This window comes from Streptomyces sp. NPDC057010, assembly GCF_042673805.1.
Classification (GTDB): Bacteria; Actinomycetota; Actinomycetes; order Streptomycetales; family Streptomycetaceae; genus Streptomyces.
On record NZ_JBHUSC010000099.1, the window covers coordinates 1 to 8,933 of the forward strand.

Here is an 8,933-nt window from a genome sequence, read left to right on the forward strand (position 1 = left end):
CCCCGGCACCGTGTCAACGGTGCCGGGGCGGCCTGCGTCGTACCCGCCACCCCACCCGGGAGGGGAAAGGCAGGAGCCCTGCCGCTCTGCTCGCGCAGAGGTGACAGGGCTCCTTGGGTACTGCTATCCAACCGCGATTAGGTTGGCCCAGGCGATTAGGCCGGGGTGACGTTCTCCGCCTGCGGGCCCTTCGGACCCTGCGTGACGTCGAAGTTCACCGTCTGGTTCTCCTCGAGGGAGCGGAAGCCAGAGGCGTTGATCGCGGAGTAGTGGACGAAGACATCCGGGCCGCCGCCGTCCTGGGCGATGAAGCCGAAGCCCTTTTCAGCGTTGAACCACTTCACGGTTCCGGTAGCCATGAGCCCTCCTATGGGCCAAAGGGTCGCCCTGCTCCAGAACCTGCTAAGAAGTCTGAAAACTACAAAAGCCTGCGGGTCACATTCTCCGCAGGCCTCGTACTGCAAGGGAAACCAAACTGCAACTTGCGTCGAGCCTAGCACGCACCCCGCGGCCGAGACCAGAGGGAAAGATCACGTCACTCGGACGTTTGAGACCCGCCGGAAGGCTGACGGGGACCCGGGGGCTAGTCTCGCGATGTGGACGTCTATCGCAGCCGGCCCCGCGTCGGCCACATCCAGTTCCTGAACTGCCTGCCCCTCTACTGGGGGCTCGCCCGCACCGGCACGCTGCTGGACGTGGAGCTGACCAAGGACAGCCCCGAGAAGCTGAGCGAGAGCCTCGTCCGGGGGGAGCTCGACATCGCCCCGATCACCCTCGTCGAATTCCTCCGCAACGCGGACCGGCTCGTCGCCTTCCCCGACCTCGCCGTCGGCTGCGACGGCCCCGTGATGTCCTGCGTGATCGTCTCGCAGGTGCCGCTGGAGCAGCTCGACGGCGCCCGCGTCGCCCTCGGCTCGACCTCCCGCACCTCCGTACGCCTCGCCCAGCTGCTGCTTTCCGAGCGGTACGGGGTCCAGCCGGACTACTTCACCTGCCCGCCCGACCTCGGCCTGATGATGCAGGAGGCGGACGCGGCCGTACTGATCGGCGACGCCGCGCTGCGCGCCTCCCTCCACGACGCCCCCCGGCTCGGCCTGGCCGTGCACGACCTGGGGCAGATGTGGAAGGAGTGGACCGGGCTGCCTTTCGTCTTCGCCGTCTGGGCCGCCCGCAAGGACTACCTCGCCCGCGAGCCCCACGTCGTGCGCGAGGTCCACGAGGCCTTCCTCGCCTCCCGGGACGTGTCCCTCGAAGAGGTGGCGAAGGTCGCCGAGCAGGCGGCCCGCTGGGAAGCCTTCGACGCGGAGCTGCTGGAGCGGTACTTCACGACGCTCGACTTCCGCTTCGGCCACGAACAACTGGCCGGCGTAAGGGAATTCGCGCGCCGTACCGGGGCCACCACCGGCTATCCGGCGGACGTGTCCGTCGAGCTCCTGGACGCGGCCGCCGTGGAGCGCTGACCGGAATTACCCAGCGGTGACGCGCGGGGCGCCGGAAGATCCGGGAATGACGGGATATGCCGTTCTCCTCGAATTCCCCGGACTTTCACATTCCCGTCACCCCCCGCGAATGCGAAAGGGGAATACGCGGCCCGGTCCGCCCGCACACCCCCTAATGTGCTGCTTGGCCAGGTGGGACGAGGGGCCCGGGATCCCGGGCGAGGGGGGAACGCGATGCAGCCGCTCGAAGCCGGCGAACCGCGGACCATCGGCGCGTACCGGCTGCTCGGCCGGCTCGGCGCCGGTGGGATGGGCCGGGTCTACCTGGGGCGCAGCGCGGGCGGCCGGACCGTCGCCGTCAAGATCGTGCACCCGCACTTCGCGGCCGACGAGGAGTTCCGGGCCCGGTTCCGCCGCGAGGTCGAGGCCGCCCGGAAGGTCGGCGGCGAGTGGACCGCTCCCGTCCTCGACGCGGACCCCGAGGCTCCGGTGCCGTGGGTGGCCACCGGCTACGTGGCGGGGCCCTCCCTGGACCGGGCGGTGGCCGCCCACGGGCCGCTCCCCGAGGCCTCGGTACGGGCCATCGGCGCGGGGCTGGCCCGCGCCCTGGTGGCCGTACACGGCCTGGGCCTCGTCCACCGGGACGTGAAGCCGTCCAACGTGATGCTGACCCTCGACGGGCCCCGGCTGATCGACTTCGGGATCGCCCGGGCCACGGACGGCACCGCCTCGCTCACCTCCACCGGGGTATCCGTCGGCTCGCCGGGCTACATGTCCCCCGAGCAGATCCTCGGCAAGGGGATCACCGGCGCGGCCGACGTGTTCTCCCTCGGCGCCGTACTGGCCTTCGCCGCGACGGGCCGGCCGCCCTTCACCGGGGACAACTCGGCGACCCTCCTCTACAAGGTCGTCCACGAACCGCCCGAGCTGGGCGCCGTCCCGGCCGGGGAGCTGCGCGGGCTGATCGAGGCCTGCCTGGCCAAGACCGCGGCCGACCGCCCGGCCCCCGAGGCCGTCGCCGCGGCCCTCGGCGGCGCCCTGGGCGCCCCCGGCTGGCTGCCCGCGCCCCTGGTCGAGGAGGCCAGCCGGGCCGCGGTGGCCCTGCTCGACCTGGAGGCCGAACCCGCCGGGGGCGGCGCGGCTCCGGAGCAGGCGTCGGGCCCGGTCCCCTTCACCGCCGCCTCCCACGGGGGCCCCGCGGCCGCCGGCTTCGGCGCCCCCGACCCCTCCTACGGAGGCCAAGGTCCGGCGGCGGGCCCGTACGGCTCTCCCGGGACCGGTGCCGGGGTGTACGGGTCCCCGGCCGAGACGGCGGGCGGCCCCTACGGCCCGGCGGCGGGACACGGGTACGGGTCTGCCGGCACCGGCGCCCCCACCGGAGGCCCGTACGGCCCCTACGGATCGTCCACCGAGACCGCCGGCGGGGGCGTGCCCGGGCCCCGTACCGCGGCCGACTCCCGGCAGGTGACCGTCCGCGCCGCAGGCCGCCGCTTCAGCTGCACGCTCGTGCTGGCCGCGGCGGCCGTCCTCGCGGTGCTCTCCGGCGGGCTGTACGGGATGGGCCTGCTGCCCGGCCAGGGCGACGGGCGCAGGGACACGGCCGACGGCGGGCCGCGGGCCTCCGCCTCGCAGCCCCCGAAGGGAGCCACCCCGTCGGAGGCGGTCACCCCCTCCCCGGCCGCGCCGAGCGCGAGCGGAACCCGTACCGACGTCCCCAAGGAGCTCATCGGCACCTGGAAGGGCACCGTCACCACCGGCCGCCTCGGCGTCTCCTCGGAGTTCGAGATCACCATCAAGGGCGGCAAGGTCGGCGAGGTCGTCGCCCGGGACAAGTCGGTCCTGGCCGTCCTCGGCACCGACTGCAGCGGCGACTGGAAGCTCGCCTCCGCCACCGACCGCTCCGTCGTCCTGGACACAGCGGGCGGCCCCAACCCGGCCCCCGGCATCTGCTCCAACGGCTCCGCCGACGAGCGCTTCACCCTCAACCCCAACGGCACCCTGCACTACAAGTCGGGCGACAGCCCGGCCGGGAACCCCGAGGGAGACCTCACCCGTAGCCCCTGAAATCGACCGCCAGGCCCTGGCGTAGGCTGGATCGGTCCGGACCTTGACACAGACACACCGCCGAAAGGTGACTCACCGGTGACCGACCAGGCCGTTCTCCAGTCTGTCCTCGACCGCGCCGCCGCGGGGGGCCGGATCACCAAGGAAGAGGCGCTCGACCTCTACCGCCACGCGCCCCTGCACGCGCTCGGACAGGCCGCCGACGCGGTGCGCCGCCGCCGCTACGCCGGCACCGAGCACATCGCCACGTACATCATCGAGCGCAACATCAACTACACGAACGTGTGCGTCACGGCGTGCAAGTTCTGCGCCTTCTACGCGGCCCCGAAGGACACGAAGAAGGGCTGGTCCCGCGACCTCGACGACATCCTGCGCCGCTGCGCGGAGACCGTGGAGCTCGGCGGCACGCAGGTCATGTTCCAGGGCGGGCACCACCCGGACTACGGCGTCGAGTACTACGAGCACCACTTCTCCGCCATCAAGAAGGCCTTCCCGCAGCTGGTCATCCACTCCCTCGGCGCGTCCGAGGTCGAGCACATGGCCCGCATCTCGGGCGTCTCGGCGGAGGAGGCCATCCAGCGCATCCACGCCGCCGGCCTCGACTCCTTCGCCGGCGCCGGCGCCGAACTGCTGCCGGAGCGCCCGCGCAAGGCGATCGCCCCGCTCAAGGAGTCCGGCGAGCGCTGGCTGGAGATCATGGAGATCGCCCACAAGCTGGGCGTGGAGTCCACCTCCACCATGCTGATGGGCACCGGCGAGACCAACGCCGAGCGCATCGAGCACATCGCGATGATCCGGGACACCCAGGACCGTACGGGCGGCTTCCGCGCCTTCATCCCGTACACGTACCAGCCCGAGAACAACCACCTCAAGGGCCGCACCCAGGCGACGATCTTCGAGTACCTGCGCATGATCGCGATCGCGCGGCTCTTCCTCGACAACATCGCGCACATCCAGGGCTCCTGGCTCACCGTCGGCAAGGAGGCGGGCCAGCTCTCCCTGCACTACGGTGCGGACGACCTCGGCTCGATCATGCTGGAGGAGAACGTCGTCTCCTCGGCCGGTGCCAAGCACCGCTCCAACCGGCAGGAGATCATCGACCTGATCCGCAAGGCGGGCCGCACCCCGGCGCAGCGCGCGACGACGTACGAACACCTGCTGGTGCACGACGACCCGGCGAACGACCCGGTCGACGACCGCGTGGTCTCGCACATCTCCTCCACCGCCATCGAAGGCGGCACCGCGCACCCCGAGCTGAAGCTCATCTCCACGAACTGACCCGGCCGACGATGCTGACGCTGCACACCGCCGAACTCCTCGTCCCCGGGCCCGGTTCCGCGCCCCTGCCCGGGGGCGCCGTCCTCGTCGAGGGCGACCGGATCGCCGGCGTGGGGCCGTTCGCCGAGCTCGCCGCGGCCTACCCGCACGCACGGGCCCGCCGCTGGCCCGGGGTCCTGACCCCGGGGCTGCTCGTGCGCGGCGGGGACGTGCTGCTGGAGCGGACGTACTACCCCGACGACCCGTACGAGGTCGCCGAGCTCGGCAGCGAACCGATCAGCGGGGCGGCGGAGCTGGAAGCGCTGAAGATGACCGAGGCGCGGTGGGGCAACAGCGCCCGCCGGGGCACCCAGAAGCTCCTCGCCCGCGGGGTCGTGGCCGTCACCGGCCGCTTCACCGTCCCGGCGGTGCGGACGGCGGTGGTCCGCTCGGGGCTCACCGTCCTGCCCCCGGCGGCCCCGACGCCGACGCCTCCCTCCCTGGACCCCTTCGCGGGGCGGGACGCGGCCGAGGAAGCCTTCTACGGGGTCCTGGCGGTGGGCGCCCCGGCCCGGTTCTCGGTCTTCGCCGCCGACGGCACCGAGGATCTGCCGGCCCGGGGCGCGGCGAGCTGCGTGGCCACGGTCATCGGAGGTCGACTGCTGCATCGCCGCCGCTGAGGGCGGTGTCCTCACGGGCCAGGGCGGCGAGCAGGCAGGCCTGGAGGCGGCTGATCCCGCCCAGCTTCGCCCGTATGTTGACGACGTGGAACTTGACCGTGCTGACGGACAGTTGCAGCTCGGCGGCGAGCTCCGCGTTGGACGCGCCGGTGGCCAGGCACAGGAACACCGCCGACTCCTGGTCGGTCAGCTGGACCGGCGGCGGCAGCGGGGCGTCGTCGTAGGCGGGGAACCAGGCGGGCACGGTGAAGCTGACGACGCGCACGGTTACCACTCCTCGCCCCCCGGCCGGCCCTTCCCGTGGCCGGCTCTCCCGCTTACAGGACGTGCGGGCCGGACAGATAAGTTCCGCTCGTGTCGTAGGGCCACGCATTGGACCGGCAGCCGAGCAGCCCCTTGATCTGCTGCATCATCGCGGGCGCGGGCTTGCCCGGGCCGGGGCAGGTCTCGTGATCGCGGCCTATCTCGTGGCCGACCTCGTGGTTGACGATCAGTGCCCGGTACTCCTCCACCGGCCCGCTGAACTGCGGTGAACCCTCCTGCCAGCGCTTGAGGTTGACCACCACGGTGTGGCCGGCCCGGCAGTTGGTCTCGCCGATCAGCTCGGGGGTGACCACCTCGCACAGCCGGTCGGTGGTCGTGGGCGTCGCGATCCTCACGGTGAAGTCCACCGGCTGGCCGGCCCCGACGAGGCGGAAGCCGTACGCCGGGTCCCTGGTCCAGCCGCGCGGGTCCCCCAGGATCGCCTCGACGGAGCGGGCGGCCGCGTCCGGGTCGACGCCGCTGCCCTCCTCGACCTCGACCCGCCAGCGCAGCGCGGTCCCCTTGCCCTGGGAGCCGCCGGCGGCGGTCGAGGCCTTGAAGGTCCCGGGACCGGAGACCGGGACCGGCGTGGTGGTCGTCCCGGAGGCGCCGGGGGTGGGGGTGGGCGAGGCGGAGGCCGGCTGGGAGGGCGCGGGGGAGGAGGCGCCCGGAGCGGGGGCCCGCTGGCCGCCCCGCGACGCGGCGCCGGAGCCTCCCGAGGGCTGCCCGTCCTGCGACCGGTCCGGGCGGACCGCCGTCCGGCCGTCCGCGACGCTCGTCGTCTCGTCCCCCGGTGCCATCGCGTACGCGGTCGCCGACGCGGCGACGAGGACCGCGGAGCCGAGGAAGATCGTGCGCCGCATCCGTCTGCGCCGCTCGGCCCGGCGTCTGGCGCGCGGACTGCTGCTGCGGGTGCGACCGTCGGAATGGCCTGCCGGCATCGTGAAGCCCCTTGTTCGTGGCGGCCGCCAGGGATCAGGCCGGCCGGTGCGGTCCGGGCTCATGATCCATTGGTGATCCGTACCGGTCCGTACCGGCCCCAGTCAACGTGCCGGGGCCCCCGGCCCGTAACTGTCCTCCGGGCCAGTTGTCCGTTTCCTCTGTGCCGCCTGAGAGGATGGGCCCGTACCGGCCGATCCGCATGACACACCGAGGGGCGAACACCAGTGACCCGCGCTTCCCTGGACAAGCAGCCGCACGAAGTCGCCTCCATGTTCGACGGGGTCGCGGCGAACTACGACCTCACCAACGACGTCCTGTCGCTGGGCCAGGCCCGGCTCTGGCGCAAGGAGGTCGCCAAGGCGGTCGGCGCTCGTCCCGGACAGCACGTCCTCGACCTGGCCGCCGGGACCGCGACCTCCTCGCTGCCCTTCGCCGCCACCGGCGCGTACGTCGTCCCCTGCGACTTCTCGCTCGGCATGCTGCGGGAGGGCAAGAAGCGCAACCCCTGGCTTCCGCTGACGGCCGGCGACGCGACGAAGCTGCCGTTCAAGGACGGCGTCTTCGACACCGTGACGATCTCCTTCGGACTGCGCAACGTCCAGGACACCGACGCCGCGCTGCGGGAGCTGTACCGGGTGACCAAGCCCGGCGGCCAGGTCGTCATCTGCGAGTTCTCGCAGCCGACGTGGGCCCCCTTCCGGACCGTGTACACGGAGTACCTGATGCGGGCCCTGCCGCCCGTGGCCCGCGCCGTCTCCTCCAACCCCGACGCGTACGTGTACCTCGCCGAGTCCATCCGCGAGTGGCCCGACCAGCCGGCGCTGGCCGCGCTGCTGCAGAAGGCCGGCTGGGGGAAGGTCGCCTGGCGCAACCTGAGCGGCGGCATCGTGGCGCTGCACCGCGGCACGAAGGAATAGCCCGCGGTGGACGCCGTGCCCTTCGACTACGTGACGCTGCTGGAGCAGATCGCGCAGGACATCGCCCCGCTGATCGGCAGCGGCACGCCGGCCGAGTACATCCCGGCGCTCGCGTCCGTGGAGCCGCGGCGGTTCGGGATGGCGATCGTGGACCTCGACGGCAACGCGTTCGGGGTCGGGGACTGGCGGGTCCCCTTCTCCACCCAGTCCATCACCAAGGTCTTCGCGCTGGCGCTCGCGCTGGCGGAGGGCGGGGACAGCCTGTGGGAGCGGGTGGGCCGGGAGCCCTCCGGCAACCCCTTCAACTCGCTCGTACAACTGGAGTACGAGAACGGCATTCCGCGCAATCCGTTCATCAATGCGGGGGCGCTGGTCGTGACCGACCGGCTGCAGACGCTCACGGGCGACGCGAGCAGCGAGGTGCTGAGGTTCCTGCGGGAGGAGAGCGGCAACCCGGACATCGGCTTCGACGCGGAGGTCGCGGCCTCCGAGCACGAGCACGGCGACCGGAACGCGGCCGTCGCCCACTTCATGGCCTCGTACGGGAACATCGACAACCCGGTGCCGGCGCTGCTGGACCACTACTTCTGGCAGTGCTCCATCGAGATGACCTGCGCCGACCTGGCGCGGGCCGGACTGTTCCTGGCACGGCACGGGGTGCGGGCGGACGGGACGCGGCTGCTGACGCGCAGCGAGGCGAAGCAGATCAACGCGGTGATGCTGACGTGCGGGACGTACGACGCGGCGGGGGAGTTCGCCTACCGCGTGGGGCTGCCGGGCAAGAGCGGGGTCGGCGGGGGCATCGTGGCGGTCGTACCGGGCCAGTGCGCGGTGGCGGTCTGGAGCCCCGGCCTGGACGCCCAGGGCAACTCGGTCGCGGGCGTGGCCGCCCTGGACCGCTTCACGACGCTGACGGGCCTGTCGGTGTTCTAGGGCTGACGCTCATGGGGGCGCGTTGTACGGTCCCACGCGCGTGGGGGGCCTTCACCCCCTCGGGCCCCCGCCCCGGATCGGGGGCTGCCCACCCGCCGCCTCGGGGCCGGGGCGGGCGCTTGTCTTGTACGGGCTCACGCGGGTGCGGGGCCTTCACCCCCTCGGGCCCCCGCCCCGGATCGGTGGTTGCCCACCCGCCCCCTCGGGGCCGGGGCGGGCGCGGGCAGTCCTGTACGGGCTGACGCGGGTGCGGGGCTTTCACCCCTCGGGCCCCGCGCTGGGCCGGGGGACGGTTCGGGGCTTCGGCCGGGCGGAACCAGAGAAGCCTTGGGGGTTTCCCGGCTGCCCATCGTCCTTCCGTGTCGGGCCGGTCCCTCAAGGGCGCTCCCTGCGGTCGC

The 8,933-nt window shown here is 72.7% G+C and carries 9 protein-coding genes; 6 read left to right on the forward strand and 3 right to left on the reverse strand.

What is annotated here, in order from left to right:
• Positions 1-155: 155 nt before the first annotated feature.
• Positions 156-359, reverse strand: coding sequence for a cold-shock protein (locus ACFTXQ_RS35830; RefSeq protein ID WP_030012116.1), 204 nt, complete (start codon positions 357-359; stop codon positions 156-158).
• 237 nt (positions 360-596) lie between these two features.
• On the opposite strand from ACFTXQ_RS35830, the gene ACFTXQ_RS35835 reads away from it, so the two are divergent.
• From ACFTXQ_RS35835 to ACFTXQ_RS35850, 4 genes are all read left to right on the forward strand, one after another.
• A complete protein-coding gene (locus ACFTXQ_RS35835) occupies positions 597-1,460 on the forward strand; it encodes a menaquinone biosynthetic enzyme MqnA/MqnD family protein (RefSeq protein WP_382649647.1) in 864 nt (287 codons plus the stop codon).
• A 213-nt stretch (positions 1,461-1,673) separates the two neighbouring features.
• Entirely contained in the window at positions 1,674-3,503 is a 1,830-nt protein-coding gene (locus ACFTXQ_RS35840) for a protein kinase (protein ID WP_382649650.1), read from the forward strand.
• 78 nt (positions 3,504-3,581) lie between these two features.
• A complete protein-coding gene (gene mqnC / locus ACFTXQ_RS35845) occupies positions 3,582-4,781 on the forward strand; it encodes a cyclic dehypoxanthinyl futalosine synthase (RefSeq protein WP_382649653.1) in 1,200 nt (399 codons plus the stop codon).
• Positions 4,782-4,792: 11 nt separating this feature from the next.
• Positions 4,793-5,440 carry a hypothetical protein gene (locus tag ACFTXQ_RS35850; RefSeq protein ID WP_382649655.1) on the forward strand — a complete coding sequence of 216 codons (648 nt, stop codon included), beginning with the start codon at positions 4,793-4,795 and terminating at the stop codon, positions 5,438-5,440.
• On the opposite strand, the gene ACFTXQ_RS35855 is transcribed toward ACFTXQ_RS35850, so the two are convergent.
• Together ACFTXQ_RS35855 and ACFTXQ_RS35860 are read right to left on the reverse strand one after the other, a co-directional pair.
• The gene (locus tag ACFTXQ_RS35855) at positions 5,406-5,705 is read right to left on the reverse strand and encodes a helix-turn-helix transcriptional regulator (RefSeq protein WP_382649658.1); all 300 of its coding nucleotides are present in this window, start codon (positions 5,703-5,705) and stop codon (positions 5,406-5,408) included. The two genes, ACFTXQ_RS35850 and ACFTXQ_RS35855, sit on opposite strands and share 35 nt — an antisense overlap.
• 52 nt (positions 5,706-5,757) lie before the next feature.
• Positions 5,758-6,684, reverse strand: coding sequence for a DUF3152 domain-containing protein (locus ACFTXQ_RS35860; RefSeq protein WP_382649661.1), 927 nt, complete (start codon positions 6,682-6,684; stop codon positions 5,758-5,760).
• Positions 6,685-6,909: 225 nt separating this feature from the next.
• Between ACFTXQ_RS35860 and ACFTXQ_RS35865 the strand changes: the two genes are divergently transcribed.
• Both ACFTXQ_RS35865 and ACFTXQ_RS35870 read left to right on the forward strand, forming a co-directional pair.
• Entirely contained in the window at positions 6,910-7,602 is a 693-nt protein-coding gene (locus ACFTXQ_RS35865) for a demethylmenaquinone methyltransferase (RefSeq protein WP_382649663.1), read from the forward strand.
• Positions 7,603-7,608: 6 nt separating this feature from the next.
• A complete protein-coding gene (locus tag ACFTXQ_RS35870) occupies positions 7,609-8,535 on the forward strand; it encodes a glutaminase (protein ID WP_382649666.1) in 927 nt (308 codons plus the stop codon).
• The last annotated feature ends 398 nt before the right edge of the window (positions 8,536-8,933 follow it).